Annotated in this window: 17 protein-coding genes and 2 pseudogenes; 13 read left to right on the top strand and 6 right to left on the bottom strand. The window is 67.8% G+C overall.

Features of this window, described 5'->3' with window-relative positions; genetic code table 11:
• Positions 1-350 precede the first annotated feature (350 nt).
• Entirely contained in the window at positions 351-824 is a 474-nt protein-coding gene (locus tag GA0070624_RS34065; RefSeq protein ID WP_141715061.1) for a hypothetical protein, read from the bottom strand.
• 490 nt (positions 825-1314) lie between these two features.
• The gene (locus GA0070624_RS36860) at positions 1315-1794 is read right to left on the bottom strand and encodes an FIMAH domain-containing protein (protein WP_425413509.1); all 480 of its coding nucleotides are present in this window, start codon (positions 1792-1794) and stop codon (positions 1315-1317) included.
• 681 nt (positions 1795-2475) lie between these two features.
• Between GA0070624_RS36860 and GA0070624_RS16970 the strand changes: the two genes are divergently transcribed.
• Entirely contained in the window at positions 2476-3774 is a 1299-nt protein-coding gene (locus tag GA0070624_RS16970; protein ID WP_091341815.1) for an IS701 family transposase, read from the top strand.
• Between the two features lie 177 nt (positions 3775-3951).
• On the top strand, positions 3952-4611 hold the full coding sequence (locus GA0070624_RS16965; protein WP_091342280.1) for an HNH endonuclease family protein: 660 nt from the start codon (positions 3952-3954) through the stop codon (positions 4609-4611).
• 89 nt (positions 4612-4700) lie between these two features.
• Here GA0070624_RS16965 and GA0070624_RS16960 read toward each other — a convergent pair whose 3' ends face one another.
• Positions 4701-5774: an ATP-dependent DNA ligase gene (locus tag GA0070624_RS16960; RefSeq protein ID WP_245718834.1), complete on the bottom strand. Its 1074-nt coding sequence runs from the start codon at positions 5772-5774 to the stop codon at positions 4701-4703.
• Between the two features lie 832 nt (positions 5775-6606).
• On the opposite strand from GA0070624_RS16960, the gene GA0070624_RS16955 reads away from it, so the two are divergent.
• The 4 genes from GA0070624_RS16955 to GA0070624_RS16940 all read left to right on the top strand — a co-directional run bounded on the left by GA0070624_RS16955 (position 6607) and on the right by GA0070624_RS16940 (position 10648).
• Positions 6607-8091, top strand: a complete 1485-nt coding sequence (locus tag GA0070624_RS16955) for an alpha/beta hydrolase (protein ID WP_141715059.1) — start codon at positions 6607-6609, stop codon at positions 8089-8091.
• 369 nt (positions 8092-8460) lie between these two features.
• Complete coding sequence (locus GA0070624_RS16950; RefSeq protein ID WP_091342271.1) at positions 8461-9405, top strand: endonuclease/exonuclease/phosphatase family protein; 945 nt, start codon at positions 8461-8463, stop codon at positions 9403-9405.
• Positions 9406-9457: 52 nt separating this feature from the next.
• Entirely contained in the window at positions 9458-10132 is a 675-nt protein-coding gene (locus GA0070624_RS16945; protein WP_245719163.1) for a nitroreductase family protein, read from the top strand.
• A 120-nt stretch (positions 10133-10252) separates the two neighbouring features.
• Complete coding sequence (locus GA0070624_RS16940) at positions 10253-10648, top strand: MmcQ/YjbR family DNA-binding protein (RefSeq protein ID WP_091342270.1); 396 nt, start codon at positions 10253-10255, stop codon at positions 10646-10648.
• 313 nt (positions 10649-10961) lie between these two features.
• Here the strand turns inward: GA0070624_RS16940 and GA0070624_RS16935 are convergent.
• Together GA0070624_RS16935 and GA0070624_RS16930 are read right to left on the bottom strand one after the other, a co-directional pair.
• Positions 10962-11153 (bottom strand): annotated as a pseudogene (locus tag GA0070624_RS16935) (IS256 family transposase); the annotation flags it as partial.
• Positions 11154-11177: 24 nt separating this feature from the next.
• Complete coding sequence (locus GA0070624_RS16930; protein WP_091342267.1) at positions 11178-11885, bottom strand: winged helix-turn-helix transcriptional regulator; 708 nt, start codon at positions 11883-11885, stop codon at positions 11178-11180.
• 130 nt (positions 11886-12015) lie between these two features.
• On the opposite strand from GA0070624_RS16930, the gene GA0070624_RS16925 reads away from it, so the two are divergent.
• The 4 genes from GA0070624_RS16925 to GA0070624_RS16910 all read left to right on the top strand — a co-directional run bounded on the left by GA0070624_RS16925 (position 12016) and on the right by GA0070624_RS16910 (position 15884).
• Positions 12016-12774 carry a DUF899 family protein gene (locus GA0070624_RS16925; protein ID WP_091342264.1) on the top strand — a complete coding sequence of 253 codons (759 nt, stop codon included), beginning with the start codon at positions 12016-12018 and terminating at the stop codon, positions 12772-12774.
• Positions 12775-12817: 43 nt separating this feature from the next.
• Positions 12818-13417: a DUF5134 domain-containing protein gene (locus GA0070624_RS16920; RefSeq protein WP_141715058.1), complete on the top strand. Its 600-nt coding sequence runs from the start codon at positions 12818-12820 to the stop codon at positions 13415-13417.
• 196 nt (positions 13418-13613) lie between these two features.
• Positions 13614-14117, top strand: coding sequence for a DinB family protein (locus GA0070624_RS16915; protein WP_091342259.1), 504 nt, complete (start codon positions 13614-13616; stop codon positions 14115-14117).
• 375 nt (positions 14118-14492) lie between these two features.
• The gene (locus GA0070624_RS16910) at positions 14493-15884 is read left to right on the top strand and encodes an MFS transporter (protein ID WP_245718833.1); all 1392 of its coding nucleotides are present in this window, start codon (positions 14493-14495) and stop codon (positions 15882-15884) included.
• A gap of 92 nt (positions 15885-15976) precedes the next feature.
• Here the strand turns inward: GA0070624_RS16910 and GA0070624_RS16905 are convergent, their stop codons facing one another.
• Positions 15977-16894: an NADP-dependent oxidoreductase gene (locus GA0070624_RS16905; protein WP_091342253.1), complete on the bottom strand. Its 918-nt coding sequence runs from the start codon at positions 16892-16894 to the stop codon at positions 15977-15979.
• Positions 16895-17084: 190 nt separating this feature from the next.
• Between GA0070624_RS16905 and GA0070624_RS16900 the strand changes: the two genes are divergently transcribed.
• The 3 genes and pseudogenes from GA0070624_RS16900 (at position 17085) to GA0070624_RS16890 (ending at position 18298) form a co-directional block, all read left to right on the top strand.
• Positions 17085-17393 (top strand): hypothetical protein, encoded by a 309-nt coding sequence (locus tag GA0070624_RS16900; protein WP_091342250.1) that lies wholly within the window; start codon positions 17085-17087, stop codon positions 17391-17393.
• A pseudogene (locus GA0070624_RS16895) lies at positions 17363-17608 on the top strand (integrase core domain-containing protein); the annotation flags it as partial. The gene GA0070624_RS16900 and the pseudogene GA0070624_RS16895, both read left to right, overlap by 31 nt.
• A 102-nt stretch (positions 17609-17710) precedes the next feature.
• The gene (locus GA0070624_RS16890) at positions 17711-18298 is read left to right on the top strand and encodes a GrpB family protein (RefSeq protein ID WP_091348969.1); all 588 of its coding nucleotides are present in this window, start codon (positions 17711-17713) and stop codon (positions 18296-18298) included.
• Positions 18299-18520 lie beyond the last annotated feature (222 nt).

Genomic DNA, 18520 nt, shown 5'->3' with positions numbered 1-18520 from the left:
GCCCGCGCCGCATCCTTGCCCAAACGTCCTCAGGTCGCCTCGCCAATCAGCAGCCGACGAGATGATCCCAGAGGAGGGGCGAGATCAAGCGCAGGAGGTTGGAGGCCTTGGCATCGAGAGCAAGGAGGCATCGCGAACCTCGATCCAAGTCGGTCCCGGACGGCACTTGACTTTGCCCACCACGTGCGCCACAGAGGTTGGTGCGGTCCGGCGACCGTCGGCACGATGTGTCCGGCTACCCCAGCGGGGTCGGCATGGGACGCCGGCGGATCCGTCGCTGCGAACGCCGGTTCAGTCGAGCGGCCTTCCGCCAAGCCGGGACGACGCCAGCACATGGGCACCGAGCCCTTCTATGGCTGGTCCTGTGCCGCGAGGTAGGGCGCCATGTAGCGGATTACAGGCCCGTCCGGGTTCCGGTAGTCGATGATGATGTCCGAGTCACCGGTTGCCCATGAGTACGCCTCGTCGGATTCTGAGTGGCTGAGCTCGCCGTCCCGCTGCACGTCGGCAATCACACTGATGTTCACCCGTCGGGTGCCCCGGTCGACCTCCGTATTCGGTCCGCTCGCTATCACCACAATCGTTGAACCGGTCGCTTGCCGATCCGGTGGCACGGCGTCTCTCGGGTTCGGCGTCATGGGCAGGCAGCGGCAGGCGCGGCCGCGGGCGTGCAGTGCTTGTGCCAGGTGGTCCACCAGGGCGAGGTGGGAATTGGGGCAGGCCACGGCGACCCGTAGGCCTTTGCCGACTGACGCTTGCACGACCGCGTCGGCTATCACGGTCAGCACTGCCCGCTCACGGGCGATTGCCGCAAGATCAGACACGGCCGGCCCTTCCCCCAGCGTTGACTCCACCTAGGTACAGGCGTGATCAACCCGGGTGCTTGTTACATCGTCCAGCTCTCTGAAACCGGAGGGTTAGGCGAGCACGAACGGGCTCTGGGTCGGCGTGCTAGCCGGGCCGACCGTCGTGGCCAGCTGGTGCTCGGCTTGCAGGCGGTACGAGCACGGCCAGTAGGCGCGGCAGTCTCGACACCGGCGGGGGTCGTCATCACACTGCCGGTGCCGCTCTGCTACGGCCCGCCACTGCTCCAGGTCCATGTCCACGGCGGCCTGATACCCAGTAGCGCGGCAGATCACGCCGACGTCCATGCTGCAGCAGGTGCGGGTCGGCGGCCAGCTGCGGTGACAGCATTTTCACCGCCACGTCCCGTCCGACCACCCTCATCGTGGGTACGCCAGACCACCGACATGCCACCCGCGCCCAAACGGTCGGCCAGCCGGTAGCGACCGTTGAGCAATTGCCCGGTATCCATCACCAGTCGCGATGACCCGACAGGCGCCGGACGAAACAGTCGCCCGGCGTGTCGGGGCCGTCTATCGGCCAGGCGGATGAATCAGCGGCTGGGCAAGACCTGCGCGAGTTGCGCCAGCCCAGCGGCGAGAGCCTGTAACCGGCGCCGGTGAGCTTGTTCTTCTTCCGTAGGTTGGCCACCTTCTCACCAAACTCCGCGAGCTCTTCCCGGGCCTTGTCCACCTCACCCGCGGCGAGCTTCTCCGCCGCTTCGCGCAGCCGCTTGGTCAACTCCTCGCCATCGTCCGGAGCCAACTGCCCGTCCAGAACGAGACCCGCAACCGTGGAGTGCAGTCCCGCGATGAGCTGGACGGGGCCCGGGGTCCGATGAGGGGACGGCTTCACCGCGGGTGAGGCCGACGGGGACTCTGACGGCGCCTCAGTCACCTGCGATTCAGAGGCCTGCGGGCGAACTCCTCGGACGCCGCAGGACCCGCCCATCCGGACGCCGGCGGCTCGGGATCGCCGCCGGCGCGAGCATGACAGTCACGGCTGCCCAGAAGCACCGCTACCAGGGCACCAGCCACCGCCGCCCACATGACCCATCGCGTGCATCCTGTGCAATCGGCGAGCACTGCGGTGGCTGCCGCCGTGGCCAGAAGCGCCAGGGCAATGCCGGCGAATGGCACGCCGTCGAGCCGGTGGTCGCCGAGGCGGCCCGGCGGCTTCCGGTGACCAGGGAGCCCCGGGGAGGACAGCTCGTCGTACGGCCGGAGACGCAAGGGCAGGACTCGTTCGCTCACCGAGTGATTCCGTGATCGCTTCCGCGGTGGCGGCAATGGCCGCAGCGGTCGGAATTCGACGACCAGCCTCCTTGGCCATCACAGCGGCGACCGGCTCGCGGACGGCTGCCGGGACGTCGTCGGGCAGCGGGGCCCGCTCCTCCTCGAGGGCGGCGCAGCGCCACCGCGACCGGGTTGTCACCGGTCGAGCCGGCGTTCGGATGTCCCGGTGCCTGCGTTTGAGCACGTCTACCTTCTCGCCGACCCGCTCGATGACGTCAAGCTTTAGTACTCCAGCCGGGGATGTTGACCTTGGCTGAGCTGTGGCGTGATGCGGCGCGGGAACGAGGGCAGCCACCGTCGATCATGGACGGTTGTGTGGACTGACCATGACGCAGCGGTGGCTGCCGGATACAGGGTAGACGCCCAGCGATGGCGGATGTTGTTCGACGACCTGCTGTTCACTGTCGGCCAACGTTTCCGCAGGCCGGAGCCCCGGCGGCGGGTACGGGACTTTGTCCGAGGCCTGCTGGCGCCGCTACCGCGTAAGAACTGCTGGACGATCGCTGAGCACGCCGGCGACGCCGGTCCGGACGGGATGCAGGACCTACTGACCCGGGTGAAGTGGGACGACGTGGCGGTCCGCGCCGACGTGCGTGAGTTCATCTGCGAGCAGTTCGGCGACACCGAAGCGGTACTGGTCATCGACGAGACCGGTGATCTGAAGAAGGGCCGGCACACCGTCGGCGTTCAACGGCAGTACTCCGGCACCGCCGGGAAGATCGAGAACTGCCAGCTCGCCGTGCATCTGGTCTACGCCACCGAGGTGGTTCACGCGATGCTCGACGCGGCCCTCTACCTCCCGAAATCGTGGTGCGACGACCCGCAACGCCGGGCTGAGGCGGGTGTCCCGGAGCAGGTGCGGTTCGCGACCAAGCCACAGCTGGCGTCCCGGATGATCGAGACCGCGGTCACCGCCGGGCTGCCCTGCCGCTGGGTGGCCGGCGACGAAGCCTACGGCGGAGACCCGCGCCTGGCCGCCCAGCTTCGTCAGTTGCAACTGGGCTACGTCCTGGCGGTGGCCTGCTCACATCAGGTGACCACCAGCCTCGGTGTCTACCGCGTAGACGCGCTGGCCACGGGACTGCCCGCTTCTGCCTGGCAGCGCGTGTCCGCCGGTCGAGGCGCCAAGGGACACCGCTACTACGACTGGTCCTTCACCGCCCTACCCGCCCACCGCGACCAGCACGGAGGACACCACTGGCTCCTGATCCGCCGCAACCGGACAACCGGCGAGCTGGCCTTCTACCGCTGCTGGTCACCCGAACCCGTCCCGCTGCACACCCTCGTCACAGTGGCCGGGCGCCGCTGGAAAATTGAAGAGTCGTTCCAAGCCGCGAAGACCGGCCTCGGCCTCGACCAGCACCAGAACCGCCGCTGGACGTCCTGGCACCGCTGGACCACCCTGGCGATCCTCGCCCACGCCTTCCTCGCCGCTGCCACCGCTCACCGCGACCGGCCCGACCCGGCCGGGCTGATCCCGCTAACCGTCAACGAGCTACGCCACCTGTTCAACGTCCTGATCATCGAGCCCACCCGCCGCCACACCGATCCCTTGCTCTGGTCGGTCCGCCGACGCCGCCACCAAGCCCGCGCCATGAAAAGCCATTACGCCCGACAAGCCCTCATCGAGCCGTGATCACGATCCCCGGCTGGAGTATTAGGAGGACCGGCACCCCGCTTCGGTGACGACGACCGGCAGCTAGCGCCGGCGGAGCGGCTGTTCTGCGGTTGTTTGCTCATAGACCATTGCTTTGCCGGTCGACACCCGCGTATATCGAAGTACCGCTATCTTCGATGACCGGGAGAGCCGACCGTGACCCGTACTGCGCGCTGGGCCGCCACCCTGCCGGCCGCCGTCACCGCCACCACGGCCCTGACCGCCGCCCCCGCCTACGCCGAGACCTATTCCGCTTACCTGCGCACTGCCGTGTCGAACCTGCCCGTGGCCACCGAGGTTCGCACCGGCTACGACCGGAGCCTGTTCCCGCACTGGATCGACGCGGACGGGGACGGCTGCAACACCCGCAACGAGGTCCTCATCGCCGAAGCCACCACCAAACCGTCCGTGGGCTTTGGCTGCTCCTTGTCGGGCGGGCGCTGGTACTCCTACTACGACAACGCCTACTGGACTGTCACCAGCGACCTCGACATCGACCACATGGTGCCCCTGGCCGAAGCCTGGGACTCTGGCGCCCGGAACTGGACCACCAGCCGCCGCCAGGCCTTCGCCAACGACCTCGGCGACTCCCGCCCGCTGGTTGCGGTCACCGACAACGTCAACCAGGCCAAGGGCGACCAGGACCCGGCCACCTGGATGCCCCCCTACAGCTCGGCCCGCTGCCGGTACATCAACGAATGGGTCGCCACCAAGATCCGCTGGCGGCTCACCGTCGACGCCTCGGAGAAGAATGCCCTGACGAGCTGGGCGAACTCCTGCCCCAACGTCACCATCACCGTCGTCCGGGCCTTCTGACGGCATACGAAGGGCGCCGCGCCGGCCGGTTCCTGCTACTTGCCCGGTTGGTTGCGGCGCCCTTCCTGTGTGGGTTTGGCCGAGGTCAATCAGGCGCTGCGCGTGTACGCGGAGAAGGGGTCTTCGCCTTCGTCGAGGATCAGCGGCACGTCGTACACCGACAGGTCGGGCCTCGGCCGCGCGTACCGCACCCAGTGACGCCATCGGTGGTGCTCATAGGCCGTATCCACCTGAATCTCAGCCACCACGGTCGGCTCGACCTGGGCGTAGCGCAGCGGCGCAGGCCGCTCGAACTGGCCGGACCAGGCAGCCGGTAGCGGATCGGGCCAGGGGTGGATGACCGTACGCCTCTCGGTCGGACGTGGCGGGGACAGCAGTCTCGCCAGCTCCTGGCGCTGCGCCGTGGCCAGCGAGTGCGTCCGGCCGGTGTACCGGAGCCGCCCGCGCCGGTCGAACCGGCCGAGCAGAGCCGTCTCGGGGTTGCGGATGCTGCCAGTCACGCCGCCGATGATCGCCTCCGTCGTGGCACGGGCCCGGAACTTCGCCCACCCTCGCCGGCCAGGCTCGTAGCGGCTGTCGAGGCGTTTGATCACGACACCTTCCACGCCGGCCGTGGTCCAGGTGGTGAGCCATTCGCTGACCTCCGCGACGTCGGCGCTCTGCGGGGTGACCGCCAGCTGCGGCGGGCCGCCGGCAAGCAGCCGCAGCAGCCGGGCACGACGCTCGACCAGCGGGGCGTCGAGCACCGGCTCTGCGCCGGCGTCGACGAGGAGGTCGAAGGTGACGTAGTAGGCGGGGTGCTCGCGGGCTTCGCGCAGCAGCTGTCGACCGGCGGTGACCCGCCGCTGCAGCAGGGCGAAGTTCGTCCGCCCGCGCTCCCAGACGACCAGTTCCCCGTCGAGCACCGCACCGGGCGGGACGAAGGCCCGCACCGCCCGTGTGATGTCCGGGAAGTACGGCGTCAGATTCCTGCCGGCGCGTGATTGCAAGTAGACGTCGGAGGCTCCGCGGAACGCCAGGGCCCGCCAGCCATCCCACTTCGGTTCATAGACCAGGTTCGGGCCCTCGGGCACCGAGTCGACCGGCGCGGCCAGCATCGGGGCGACAGGCCGGCGTAGCACCAGCCCACCTGGCGACGTCTCCCACCACCAGGCCGGGCTCATCCCCTCCAGCCCCGTCCGGCCACACCGCGGGCGCCACTCATACGCGTCCCTCCCCCTGCCATCGTCGGGCAGCGGGATCGGGTCCCGGGCGAAGATCAGGCACAACGAATGCATCGGATCTGCCGCAATTCCGAGTCGGTTCCTCGGCGCTAGTCCGGTGCCGGGTCCTCTTGCCCAAAGTTCGGCAGACGGAGCCTTCAATATGGACACCCGGAGGGTATCGTGACAAGATCTCTGAGTGAGCTGGCAAGCTCGCATGATCACGGCGCTTTGGCGGGCTATTTCGGCATTTTTGGCCCATGAGGGTCAGAAACCAGAGAAGGCCATAAAAATCAGGGTCTCCTCATTTTCGCCACGGATGTAGCGTACTTGGCCGCTGCCACCCTATCAGCCAGTTGATGGAAAGTTCATGCGTTGACTTCTCATCGCGGGGCGAGCACCATCAGTGACGCGTTCAGAGTCGACAGGAACTAGGCGGCCCGGGTAAAGGACCCGAGAAGTAGAGACACGATCGTTGACAAACGACCAGGTCAACCTTTCCCCAGTTCTTGTCGACACAACCTTCGGTGGGATACACAACCGGCGGAGGGCAGTGACACCAGATGCCGCTCGGCGCGCATCGTGACCCGATTGCGGAAGCGGCACCGTTCCTTATCCAACGCATACTCCGCGTCCCAGGAACGTCCCGAGGTGAGATCCCGCATGCTGGTCGCCGTCGCGGCCTTTTTCATCCTGCTCGGCACACCCTCGCCCGCCCTCGCAATTAGGCAGGTGCGGCCAGGTGTCACGACTACGCGAACCGCGCGTAGCACTCCCCCTTAAGGAGACCACCATGTCCAAAGCAAAGCGAAGACTCAGAGGGGCGGCATTCACGATTGCCGCAGTAACTGCGATGACTGCCGCATTCCCTCAGCCGCTCTCCGCAGCAAAGCCCTCATCGACGGCCGCTGTCAGCGGCGCGTCTGCGGCCGCCGCCTGCGACAAGGCGCCGACCGATGTGCAGGTCAGCGATCACTTTCTACCCTTCACCGTCCCCGCCGGGCTGATGCCCGACCCGCAGTTCGACGGGCTCCCGGCCGAACTGCAGGTGCACCGCGTCCAGCCCGTCTACGCCAACGGCAAGTGCGCCTCGGTGCCCAACAGGGCCGCAGTGCTGATCCACGGCCGCACCGTGTACGGCCCGACCGTGTTCGACCTGCGACAGCCCGCCCCCGAAGGCGGCGAGCTCAGCGTGCAGAAGGCGCTCGCCCGGGCAGGAATCGACACCTTCGCTCCCAACCTGCTCGGCTACGGCCGCTCGACGCGCTTCGCCCATGGCCTGGACGATCCGGGCAACGCAAGCCTGCGCGCCTACACCAAGGACACCTGCTCGTTCCCCGAGGGGTGCGACCGCACTCACGTTCCGGTGTTCCCCCTCGATCAGCAGGGGACGAGGCTGCTGACCAATCCGCTCGGCGGACAGCGGCGGGCGCACTCGAGCAACGTCCGATTCGCCCGTGTCGACGTCTTCGTGCGCGACATCCGTCAGGTCATCGACGACGCCATCGTGCGGGCGCAGCCGTCGGACGGCAAGGTAACCCTGGTGGGCTACTCGGCTGGCGGGCAGCACGTCGGCCGGACGCTGTACGCGAACAACCCGGTACTTCCCGGAAGCGACCAGTACATCGCAAAGGTCAACCGTGTCGTGTTCGCGGCGTCGCTCTTCGGCTTTTCGACCGAGGAACCGCCGGAGGCGGGCTTGGCTACCTTCCCGCTGCACGTCTTCGCCGGTGGCGGACCCGGGAACCTGCCGGCCGACCGCGAGGCGGCGTGCACCGGCCGTGTGGTCCCGGGCAGTCGGGAGCAGGTCGTGGCGCAGATCCGGGAGGAGGATCCTGTGGGCGCCCAGTGGGGAGGGACCATCCCCGGGCAGCCGACCGGCCTCGGCCGCAGTCCGGTTTTCTCCAGCTACGGCTGGAACACCGATGTCGCAAGAAAGATGACCACACCCACACTCGTCATCCACGGTCTTGAAGACGAGGTGGCGCCGGTGGTGAACGCGGACAACATCTACGGCAACCTCCCGGCCTCGATGACGAACAAGGTGCTAGTCAAGGTGGCGTGCGGAAGCCACACCTTTGTGTGGGAGGGCTGCTCCGGGACACGCTGCACCCCCACCTCGGGCACCCCCTACGGCGGCAAGATCGGCGCCCCTTGGGCTGGCCCCCATTCCACCCTCAAGGCGGCGCTGATCGAGTGGATCACGAGTGGAACCTTCAACGGCTTCCCGAGCGGACAGTTCACCGTCAACGAGAGCGGGGTGGCGAGCGGGCCCTGAGATCGGCTGGCGTTCGGCGGTACGAAGAAGGCCCGGGTCACGATCGGCGATCAAGCCCGTGACCCGGGCCTTCCCATGGAGCGGCCCAACGGAATGGAACGGTCGCATTGCGAGTCCGTTCCCGTTACTGACTGCGCCCCGGCCCACTCGGTATAGCCGAACTCGATCCCGGGACCCGCACACCCAGTCCACCCACGCTCGCCGCTCTGGCTGCTCGCCCGGCTGCCCGAGGGGCTTTTGGCGCGAAGCCTTCTTGGACTCAGCGGGCGTCCCCGTCCGTCGGGCTTGGGACTGTTCAGGTGACAGCACGACGTGCTCTCATTACCGTCCGTCGCAGAGGCCAGCATGGCAGCGACGCCGGGAGGCAACATGACGTCACCGTTGACCGTGATGACGTGGAACGTGGAAAACCTCTTTCCCGCCGGCCACAAGGACGGACCTCCAGACCAGGAGACCTACGGCGTCAAGATTGCCTACCTGGCCACGACCATCCGAGGTCTCAACCCGGACGTGGTCGCCTTGCAGGAGGTGGGCGACCCGCAGTGCGCCCAAGACCTCGCCAGGGCGGTCGGCGACGGCTGGCAGGTCCAACTCTCCGACCACTCGGATGGCCGGCGTATCCGAGTCGGCGTCCTGTCGCCCCACCCCGTCACCGTCGAGGACCAGGTCGTCGACCTTCCCGAGGCCGGCCTGCCGGCGGTACCCGACGTCGATGGCACCACCCTCACCCGGATGGGCCGCGGCGCCCTTCAAGTCCACGTCGACGTCGGCAGCGGCCTGCGGCTGGTCACCTGCCACCTCAAGTCAAAGCTGCTGACCTACCCCGACAACCGCCGCTACCCCAAGAGCGAGGACGAACGCGCCCGGGGCGCCGGATACGCCCTCCTACGGCGGGCCGCCGAAGCCGTCGCCGTCCGCGTGCAACTCAACAAGATCATGACCGCCTCCGCCACCGACGGCGAACCCGGCGTACCCACCTTTCTCTGCGGGGACCTCAACGACGGCCCCGACGCCGTCACCACCACCCTGCTCAGCGGCCCCAGCGACGGAGACATCAACCGGCCCGACAAGGGCGACCCCGTCCGGCTGTACAACCTCGCCCCGATCCTGCCGATTGGGAGGGCCTACTCACGCATCTATCAAGGACGAGGCGAACTCATCGACCACATCCTCGTCTCCCGCGACCTGCGCCTACGAGTCGCCAGCGTCGACAGCCTCGTCGACGACATCGGCTCGATCACCGAGTCCACCGACACCCGACGCCCCGCTACCGTCCCCGACCACGCCCCCGTCATCGCCCGCTTCCACGCCTGAACAACACCGGCGCGCCCGCACGACCCACAGTCCCGGAGTACTAGGCGGTGACCTGGGGCTTCTCGGCCTGGCTGGGGACTATCTCGCTAACGGTGTTTCCGGCGGTCTTCTAGTAGGTCTCAGCGGCCGGGAAGCGGTCCCGGAGGAGACGTTCCAGCAGCTGCTGCGTTACCTGCGCACCTCGCCGACGACGATCAACATCCAGCCGAACCGTTTCCACGTGCTGGAGACGCAGGATGGCAAGGACAAGCTCGCGGACGCACTGGTCGGCCGCTTCGCGGACAACGCGGAGAAGGTGCGCAACGCGTCGCACGCCATCGTCTTCACAACGCGCAAGGACATCCCCGACACGCACCTGCAGGAGATCTTCGAGAAGGAGCGCGCCGACGGGCGCTTCGCCGACCCGGAGATCCAGAAGGGATGGGAGGCGGGCGCCTCCAACTTCGTGGAGATCCAGACGGAGAACTATGGCGGGGACGTGCTCCACTGGCTTGAGAAGAACACCTACCTCGTCGTCGGCGCCACGATGATGGCCGCGGCATCCCTCGGGGTGGACGCGACGCCGCTCGAGGGCTTCGACCGCACGACCGTGGACGCGGCCTTCGACCTGACCGACACCGACTACACGACCACGCTGCTTCTGGTGCTCGGCTACCCCGACGAGGCTCGGGTCTCCCGCCAGCCGGTCTCGCGGCTCGACGCGGAGAAGATCTTCACGCACATGTGACGGACGGGGCGGCCATCGGACCGCGGTGCCGGCCCCGTTCACTTCGACTCGGTTGCCCAGCGTCCGCACCTCCTCGACGGACGCCAGGCAATCGACCCTAAGGACTTCGAGGAGGTCAAGATGCAGATTGATAAGGCAGTGCAGGATCGAGCCGCGGCCCGCGCCGCCGAGCTTCCCGGCTCCGAGCACACACACCAGGTCACCGGCGACTGGGAGGTATGGAAAGTCGGCGGCAAGGTGTTCATGCTACAGACGTCCATGCCCGGCGAGCCCGTCGTGATCCTGAAAGCGGATCCATCCGACGCGGAGACGCTCCGCGCAGCTCACGCGAGCATCTCGCCCGGCTACCACATGAACAAGAAGCACTGGATCACGGTGCGGGCGGGTGCGGACGTCGAGCCCGCGCTTGTCGACAATCTCGTGACCGAGTCGTACCTCCTCGTCGTCGCCGGCCTGCCGAAGCAGAGCCGTCCCGTCGATCCCGCTTCGTTCCGCGTCCCGCCCTCCGCCGACTGATCACGCTGACGCCGACCGCGCACAGAGCGCTGTTGCCCCTCATCCGAGCAGCGCCCGCACCGGCGCATGGCACCCTTGCGTGGCCGGGCCGCAACGACGAGGACCTCACCGTCGGCGTCCTCATCGAGGCACACGTCCTCGACGACCGCCCGATCGAACCCCACCTGCCGATGAAATACCCTGGTCAAACGCACGCCGTGTTCCAATCTTCGGTGCCTGACCTTCGACAAGCCAGAAGCCTATGCTGATCTTGGGACTTCGCCCAACATCAGTGGCCCCTTCGGGGCAGCTTCGCCTGGCGGGTAGGTGCGGTGAGCGCCGACTCCAGGACCCGCTTGGTGAGCTGCTGCAACAGCCCACCATCGCCGGTCAGCTGCAACCCGGCCGCCCGGGCCTGCTCCACCAAGCGGGCGACCAGTTCCGCTTCGACACCGTCCGCCGGTTGTCCCGGCCCGTTCTTCGCCACCGCGGCAGTATCCACGGCGATCGTCGCTTCTGCGGACATCAGGTGCTGCTCCTTGATCAGGAGTTACACCGTTCGTCCCAGTGTCCCGCCGGGAGTGCCGTTTGAGTGCTGATCTGTGGCGCCCGGGACGCGTGTACCCGCGACGAGATGGCGGACGACCTCGGGATCACCGATGATGGCGGCGCCGGCCGCTACGAGCCTGGCGAGGTCGTGGCTGCCGAAGGCGGCGAGGAGGGCATCCGTCGTGGTGATCAGGACGGCGTGCGGCTTTTCGGGCGGCTCGTGGGTGACCTCGGCGCCGGTCGGCGTGAGGCGGACGCCGAACACCCCGGCGGGACCGTGGTCGCGTAGTTCGATCCGGAGCGTCGCCTCGGGCCGCTCCGGCATCGGCACGAAGAAGGTGCGGATGCTCAGCATGGCGCTGTCCGCGCTCACGAAGACCTGTTCCACGGTCGGCGGGGCGGCCAGCGCCCAGGTACCAAGCGCGACCACGATCGGCTCGAGGCCGCGACCCCACGCCGTCAGCTCGTAGACCCGCACATTGCCCGGCGGAGGCAGCTGCCGACGGCGTACGACGCCCGCGTCGGCCAGCTCGCGCAGCCGGTCGGACAGTGCGTTCGGGCTGGCGGTGGGGAGCGCCTGCTGGAGGTCGGTGAACCGTTTCGGCCCGAGCAGCAGCTCGCGCACCACGAGCAGCGCCCACCGCTCCCCCACGATGTCGAGGCCGCGAGCAACGCCGCACGCCTGCCGATAACCCCGCTGAATCGGCACCGAAAACCTCCCTACGCCTTGTCCGGACCCGCGCCGCCCGTTCGTCACACTGGTGAGTTCCAGAATCTCATACTTGCTCGATCCTAGCAGTTACTATTAGCCTCATAGCCCCTGACCCGAGGAGGAGCCCATGACCACGCCAGCGACACCCCCGATCACCGACCGCGAGACCTGGCAGAAGCAGCTCGACGAGCTGCGGCTCCGTGAGAAGGCGCACACCCGGGAGGGCGACGCCATCGCCGCCGCCCGCCGGCGGTTGCCGATGGTCGAGGTCGACCCGACCACCCGTCTGGTCGGTGCCGACGGCCCGGTGCCCCTGCTCGACGTCTTCGAGGGAAGGGCCCAGCTGTTCGCGTCGTACCACATGTGGCACCCGGGCAGGCCGGCCGCCGACCAGTGCGAGGGCTGCACGTTCTTCACCGGCCAGGTGCTCGAGTTGTCCTACCTGCACTCGCGCGACGTCACGTTCGCGGTCTTCTGCCAGGGGCCGTTCGAGGAGACCTCGCGCTACCGCGACTTCATGGGCTGGGAGGCGCCCTGGTACTCGGTGCCCGCGGAGTCGCTCGACTCCCTCGTCGCCGGGCGCGCGTTCGGGATGAAGGCGTGCTACCTGCGCCAGGGCGACCGAGTGTTCGAGACCTACTGGACCACCGGGCGGGGCGTCGAGGCGATGGCGCCGTCGTACGGCCTGCTCGACATGACCGTCTACGGTCGCCAGGAGGACTGGGAGGACTCGCCGGAAGGCTGGCCGCAACGCTTCCGGACCGACGGCGACCAGTTCCGGCTCGACGGCCGGCCCACATCGCAGTGGTCGCGCCTCGCCGCCGGCCGTAACGACGACCTCGGCGCCTCCGGGCCCGCCGGCAGCGCGCACCAGTGCTGCCACTGAGGTTCGGCGTCTGCCGGAGGCTCCGCCACCGTTCGTGGGGCCGATGATCGGCATTGCCCCCCTCCGATGGCTGCTGACGGTGGCGTTCGGAGGGGCGGCCGCCTTTCACCTGCTCCGGTGCCTGCGCCCACCCGCTGCGCGGCTCTGTCCGGTGGCGGAGGATCGACTCTCCGAGATGTTGCACCTGGTCATGGGCCTATCGATGATCGCGATGATCTGGCGGTGGGGCGCGGCGGTCCCGGCAGCAGCCTGGATTGCCATTTTTATGATGTCGACGGCGTGGTTCGCGGTGCGGGCGGTGCGGACGCCGCGCGGTCGCGCCCTCCCGGTGTTCTTCGCCACCGCCACAGGGACCATGGTGTGGATGAGTGCCTCGGCACCGGGGGACGCCTCCGCCGTCGGTCACAGTGGTATGGACATGGCCGGGATGGCTCATGCGCCGGTCGGATGCGCCGGATGGGCCAGTGCGCTGCTCGGGGGGTACCTGGTACTCGCCGCATTCTGGTGGGTTGGCCGCGGGATGCGCATCGGTGGACTGTCCACGGCGACGACGAACGCGGTGGCGTGTCCGCTGGACTGGTCGGCACTGTGCCACGGCGTGATGAGCGCGGGTATGGGCATCGCCCTGCTCGCGATGGCGTAACGATGGGCGCCAGGCGGGATGCTCGCCGCCGGGTGAACTTCGGTTGAGATCAAAAGGAACATGCCAAGATCGGGCATCCACTCTTCGACAGAAGCGGATAACTGGCACGCCAGTCGTCACGGAAAGTCGGCGGGTACGTATCCGCAAGGTTGCATTCGGCCCCTGCGAAGAAGTGTCGTGTTAGGGAGGTTCAGAAATGACGGTGGCAGTCGACGCCGAGATCACCGCGTTGATGCAGTGCCTCCAGAGGCAGCGAAACCACGTGCTGGGTGCCGTGGAAGGACTGAGCGATGAGGCGCTGCGGCGCCCCGTGCTGCCCTCTGGGTGGAGCTGCCTGGGGATGCTGCAGCACCTCACGCTGTCGGTGGAGCGTTTGTGGTTCCGCGCTGTTGTAGCCGGCGACCCGGAGGTCATCGACCTGGTCGGCAGCCAAGACAGCCCATGGCAGGTAGCTCCGGAACTACCCGCCGGCGATGTCCTTGACTGCTATCGCCATGAGGCTTCCCTGGCGGATGCCGTCATCGCCGCCTCATCTGCCGATGCCGACCTGGCCTGGTGGCCCTTCCCCGAGGGCGAGTGGCGCCTGCACAATCTTCGGGATGTCCTGCTCCATGTGATCACTGAGACCGCCTGCCACGCCGGACACCTCGACGCGGTTCGCGAGCTCATCGACGGGCAACAGTGGCTGGTGAACACCTGACTAGTAGGCCTGGCTCCGTGCTTCGACTCCCGTGCGGCCGAACCCGGTTGCGCCATTCCGGTCCCCCATGTCAGACGTGGCGACCACTCTGACGGCCAACCGGATCTGCCGCGAGTCGCGCGCTAGATGCGACGCCGGAGCGATCATGTCAAGCGTCAACCGAGGCCGCCGTGTCAACCATCAACCGGAGTCGGACAGCCGGCTGCCGGCGATGTCGCGTCTCAGGACATGCGTGACAGATCAGTCTCGGGACGTGAGTGACACGTCTGGCTAGACGATCTTCGTCGGGGTACGGTGCTCGGCAGGCCCCTTACCGGTGCTGGACCTTCTCGCTGGGGTAAGGCCCAGCATCGTCGGTGCCGGGCACAGGCCGGCATGAGCCAGCCGGGGGTTAGGGGTATGGGAGCGCCGACGACGTCAGCGGGAACCAGCAGGGCCGGTAGCGGTGCCGGAGGGGGCGCCGGGGGACGCAAGCTGGGTGCGTATCTGGTGGACCGGCGTCCACTGGCGATCCCCGCATTTAGGCGGTTGTGGGTCGCGTCGTTGATCGCCGCGGTGGGTGGTTCGTTCGGTGTGCTTGCCATTCCCACGCAGCTGTTCACGTTGACCGGCTCGTCTGCGGCTGTTGGGGTCTCGGCTGCGGTGTCGCTGGTCGCGTTGGTGGTCTCGGCGTTGTGGGGTGGTGCTCTCGCCGACGCCATGGACCGGCGTCGGCTGTTACTGGTCGCACACGGTTGCCTGGCTCTGACGTACGTGGGGCTGTGGGCGCAGGCGGCACTGGACCTGCGGTCGGTACTGGCGTTGATGGCACTGGTTGCTTGCCAGGGCCTCAGCTACGGAGCGGTCATGGCGGCGATGGGCGCGGCGGTGCCCCGCGTGGTGCCGGCCGAGCTGCTAGCCGCCGCCAACGGATTGAGCTCGCTGGTCCGGTACACCGGGTCGATCGTGGGCCCGCTGCTGGCCGGTGTGTTGATCCCGGCGGTGGGACTCGGCGCGTTGTACCTGTTGGACACGCTGGCACTGCTGCTCGTCATGTGGTCGGTGTTCCGGCTGCCCCGGCTCCCTCCGCGACCGAGCGTGCCTGCACCGGTGCTGGTGCCGCGCCCTGGGACGCCTTCCTTGGTCGGCGCGAGCGCCGCGCCGCGTCGGTCGACGGTCGGCCAGCTGCTGGACGGTTTCCGATATCTCTTCTCCCGGCCGCTGCTGGTGGCGCTGATCGGGGTGGACCTGGCCGCCATGGTATTCGGGGCACCGTGGGCGCTCTACCCGGAACTGGCCGAGCGGGAGTTCGGCGGCACGGCCGGGGGTGGGTTCGAGCTCGGGGTGCTCTACGCCAGCTACCCGGCAGGAGTGTTCGCGGTCGGGATGGTGTCGGGCGTGTTCACCCGTGCCCGGCGGCACGGTGCGCTGATGGTGTCCGCCGCTGCCGCCTGGGGTGTGACGGTCGTTCTGCTGGGGCTGGCACCCCAGCTGTGGCTCGCCGCCGCGGCGCTCCTGCTCGGCGGCGGCGTCAACTTCGTGCTCAGCATGTTTCGACGGGCCATCAGCCAGGCGAGCACCGACGACACGCTGCGCGGCAGGATCGAGGGCTCGATGATCGTTGTCACGATGGGCGGCCCACAGATCGGCAACCTCCTGCATGGCGTAACGGGCGCGGCATGGGGACCGCGCTGGGCAATTTCCGTGGGTGGAGGGCTGACCATCCTGGGCGTGGCAGCAATCATCCGGGCGGTGCCGCAGCTGTGGCAGTACGACGCGGCGCACTGAGCGGCCCCACTGACGTCGTCGGCGTCGGGTCGGGTGCCGATCTCGTCAGTGGGGCGTCAGCATGACGGCGCTGTTGGCCTATTCCAGGGCGCTCAGGGGCGCACGCGAATGACGGTCTTGCCCTTGCGCCGCTCGGTCGGGTTGAGCGCGGGAATGGCGTCGTCGAGAGTCGCGACTGTTCCGATGTGCGTGCGAAGGCGCCCGTCTCGCACCCGGTCGACGATCTCCATTAGCTGACTCGGAACGGACTCGACGACGAAGTCGACCGCCAAGCCGTCGACAGGGCGAGCCTCAACAGGTCCGACCACCGACACCAGCGTCCCGCCAGGCCGGATGATGCTCGCCGAGCGCCTTTGGATATCACCGCCGATGACATCGAAGACCAGGTCGACCCCGCCGATGTCGTCGAGATCCTCGTGGTCGAGGTCGAGGAACTCGTTCGCGCCGAAGTCGAGCGCCGCCTGGCGGTCCGCCGCCCGACCGGTACCGATGACGTAGGCGCCGAACTCCCGGGCGAGCTGCGTCACCACTGATCCGACGGCGCCGGCGGCGCCGTGTGCGAGGACGCTCTGCCCCGCCTGAAGACGACCGTGCTGGAACAGGCCCTGCCACGCGGTCAGGCCGGAGATCGGCAGACTCGCACCCACCGTGAAGTCGACGTTCCCCGGCAGCGGCGCAAGGTTGCGTGCCTCCACGGCCGCGTACTCAGCCAGCGTTCCATCGCGGTGCCAGTCCGTGATCCCGAACACCCGCTGTCCCAACGAGAGTCCCGTCGTGCCGTAGCCGAGGGAGGAGACCACTCCGGCGAACTCGTGGCCGATGATCGCCTGGGCGCGATCGTGACCGGAGCGATCGACCCACGTCGAGGGCCACGCCCACTCCGCGGGGACGAAGCCCGACGCGTGGACTTCAACGACGACGTCGTTGATCGCCGGCGTCGGCTCAGGCCGCTCCGCGAGTGTGATCCCGGCTGCTTCCGCGGCCTGATCCATCGCGACGATTGCCTTCATGGGTGCCTCCGTATATCTCGTGCTCGTCGGCTCTGTGCGCCGCTTTTTTGGGCCTGCTAGCCCTGCAGGTGCCGACAATGACGTCCGTCCTGGTCACGGCCGGTTTGGCCACGACGACAAAGATCTTGCCCTCATCAACGTGCCCAGGCTGGTCGAATCGCTGAAAACCACTGGGCGAGGATGACTGGTCGTGCTGCTTCGACGGGCCTACGTCGGCGTAACCAACGCGCTGGCGATGCTGCGTCTGCTGCCGATGAGCGACCGGGCCAAGGACGCCGAGATCCTCACCCTGCGACACCAGATCATGGTCCTCCAGCGGCAGCTGCACGGCCAGAAGATCCGGTTCACCCCCGCTGACCGGGCATTGCTCGCCGCACTACTGCACCGACTCCCCCGCGCCGTGCTACGCCAGATCCGGCTGCTGGTGCGCCCCGAGACCGTGCTGCGCTGGCATCGCGACCTGACCGCACCGTCGGCGACGCCCTGGACAACGCGCTGATGGAATCCACCATCGGCCTCTACAAGACCGAACTGATCAAACCCAGGCGGCCGTGGCGCAGCCTCGCCCAGGTAGAACTGGCCACCGCTGAATGGGTCGACTGGTACAACCACCGGCGGTTGCACTCCGCCCTGAACTACCTGCCACCGGCCGAATACGAATCGATGTTCTACGCTCACAGCCAACCCGACCAGCAAGCCCTGGTCACAGTCTGAGGACTCCACCAGACTCGGGGCGGTTCACACCAGATACTTGACATGATCGTCGGCTTACTGCAGTGACTGCGGCGAAACAGCTTCCCTGGCAGAGTGACCGCCATGTCGGACAGCCATAGCAGCGAGTCGGACGAGGTCAACGCCCCCGTTCACATTGAGCCCTACGACGCCGCATGGCCCGAGCGGTTCGCCACCGAGGCCAGCGTGATCGGCCAGACCATCGGTCCCTGGATCACTGGCGGCATCCACCACGTCGGCAGCACAGCAGTACCCGGGCTCGCCGCCAAACCAGTCATCGACATCATGGTCGGCGTCGCAGACCTGGGGTCGTCGCGCCCCTGCATCGAGTTGCTGAAGCCTTTGGACTACTGCTACTGGCCCTACCTCGCTGAGGTCATGCACTGGTTCTGCAAGCCACGCCCCAGCCACCGGACCCACCACCTGCACCTCGTGCCGACCGGCTCGCCGCGTTACCTCAACGTCCTGGCGTTTCGGGACTACCTACGAGCCCATCCTGACGCCCGTGCCGACTACAAAGCACTAAAGCGAGAGTTGGCCGACCGCTACCCACACGACCGTGAGGCGTACACCAAGGGCAAGACAGACCTCATCGGCAAGCTGACCGAGGCGGCTCGGGCGTGGGCCACAACCAGAGACATGAAGAGCGGCAAACCCGATAGCACAACGTAACGGCCGGCCCAATCCACCTGTGAATCGCTGCGTCCTCGAGACCGAGCGTCAAGCATCTGGTGGGACGGATCCGGGCGTAACGCATCAACCGGAGTACGACACCCGGCTGCCGGCATGTCCGGTCTCAGGACCTGCGTGACGGATCGGTATCAGTTTTCTGGTCCATGGGGACGCCGCGCGTGCGGGAAAATCGGGTTGGTCGCCCGCCGACGTCGGTCGTCC

It is taken from the genome of Micromonospora rhizosphaerae (genome assembly GCF_900091465.1).
GTDB lineage: Bacteria > Actinomycetota > Actinomycetes > Mycobacteriales > Micromonosporaceae > Micromonospora > Micromonospora rhizosphaerae.
Note: the sequence above shows the minus strand (reverse complement) of the source record. Positions and strands in the feature narration are given on the sequence as shown.

Coding starts and splice junctions, on each gene's coding strand:
- GA0070624_RS36860 (WP_425413509.1), bottom strand. CDS start 1,794: ATGGGCGGGTCCTGCGGCGTCCGAGGAGTTCGCCCGCAGGCCTCTGAA.
- GA0070624_RS16960 (WP_245718834.1), bottom strand. CDS start 5,774: ATGAGCCCGGCCTGGTGGTGGGAGACGTCGCCAGGTGGGCTGGTGCTA.
- GA0070624_RS16955 (WP_141715059.1), top strand. CDS start 6,607: ATGTCCAAAGCAAAGCGAAGACTCAGAGGGGCGGCATTCACGATTGCC.
- GA0070624_RS16950 (WP_091342271.1), top strand. CDS start 8,461: ATGACGTCACCGTTGACCGTGATGACGTGGAACGTGGAAAACCTCTTT.
- GA0070624_RS16940 (WP_091342270.1), top strand. CDS start 10,253: ATGCAGATTGATAAGGCAGTGCAGGATCGAGCCGCGGCCCGCGCCGCC.
- GA0070624_RS16925 (WP_091342264.1), top strand. CDS start 12,016: ATGACCACGCCAGCGACACCCCCGATCACCGACCGCGAGACCTGGCAG.
- GA0070624_RS16920 (WP_141715058.1), top strand. CDS start 12,818: ATGATCGGCATTGCCCCCCTCCGATGGCTGCTGACGGTGGCGTTCGGA.
- GA0070624_RS16915 (WP_091342259.1), top strand. CDS start 13,614: ATGACGGTGGCAGTCGACGCCGAGATCACCGCGTTGATGCAGTGCCTC.
- GA0070624_RS16910 (WP_245718833.1), top strand. CDS start 14,493: ATGAGCCAGCCGGGGGTTAGGGGTATGGGAGCGCCGACGACGTCAGCG.
- GA0070624_RS16905 (WP_091342253.1), bottom strand. CDS start 16,894: ATGAAGGCAATCGTCGCGATGGATCAGGCCGCGGAAGCAGCCGGGATC.
- GA0070624_RS16890 (WP_091348969.1), top strand. CDS start 17,711: ATGTCGGACAGCCATAGCAGCGAGTCGGACGAGGTCAACGCCCCCGTT.